The organism is Burkholderia alba, assembly GCF_034721475.1.
In the GTDB taxonomy this organism is placed as follows: Bacteria; Pseudomonadota; Gammaproteobacteria; order Burkholderiales; family Burkholderiaceae; genus Burkholderia; species Burkholderia alba.
In genome coordinates this window covers 1-877 of record NZ_JAWJWL010000151.1, presented here as the reverse complement: position 1 = coordinate 877, position 877 = coordinate 1, and the positions used below count along the sequence as shown (strand labels likewise).

Sequence of the window (877 nt, the reverse complement as noted above, 5' to 3'; positions counted from 1 at the left end):
CTAAGAGACGGTTTCAAAAAGGCCCGGAGGGGCTGTTAACTTTCGCGGCTAGCTGTTAACCTCAGGCATCGGAACAACCGAGATCGAGGAGATGGGCAAGCCGATCATCGACGACGAACTGTGGACCTTGATCGAACCGTTACTGCCGCCACCCAAGCCGCGGCGCGAGAAGAACCCAGGCGCCGCTTGCCTGTTTCGAATCGCGCCGCGCTGACCGGAATCCTGTTCGTTCTCAAGACGGGACTGCGCTGGCGCGACCTGCCCGCCGAGATGGGCTGCGGTTCGGGCGTGACATGCTGGCGACGGCTGCGCGATTGGCAGGCCGCCGGCGTATGGGATCGCGTGCACGAGTTGCTGCTCGCGAAACTGCGAGCAGCAGACCAAATCGACTTCTCCCGAGCCGCCGTCGATTCATCATCGATTCGCGCCGTTGGGGCGGGCCAAAAACTGGGCCAAACCCTACCGATCGAGCGCGACCCGGTTCCAAGCACCACATCGTCACCGACGCCAACGGCACGCCGATCGCCGCGATCCTGACTGGCGCGAATGTCAACGACGTCACGCAATTGCTGCCGCTGATCGACGCGATTCCACCGATTCGCGGATTGCGCGGCCATCCACTGAGACGACCGCGTGTGGTTTACGCCGATCGCGGTTACGACTCCGAGCGGCATCGACGCGCGTTGCGCGATCGTGGTATCGAGCCGGTGATCGCCAAGCGCCGTACCGAACATGGCAGCGGCCTTGGCAAGTATCGCTGGGTCGTTGAACGCACGCATGCCTGGCTCCATCACTTCCGTTGCCTCCGTATCCGTTTCGAGCGCCGTGCTGATATTCACGGCGCGTTCCTCAAACTCGGCTGCTGCTTGATCTGCTG

At 62.6% G+C, this 877-nt stretch carries 1 pseudogene; it reads left to right on the top strand.

Annotation, left to right across the window (positions count from 1 at the left end):
• Positions 1–91: 91 nt before the first annotated feature.
• Positions 92–877 (top strand): annotated as a pseudogene (locus tag RZR99_RS32940) (IS5 family transposase); the annotation flags it as partial.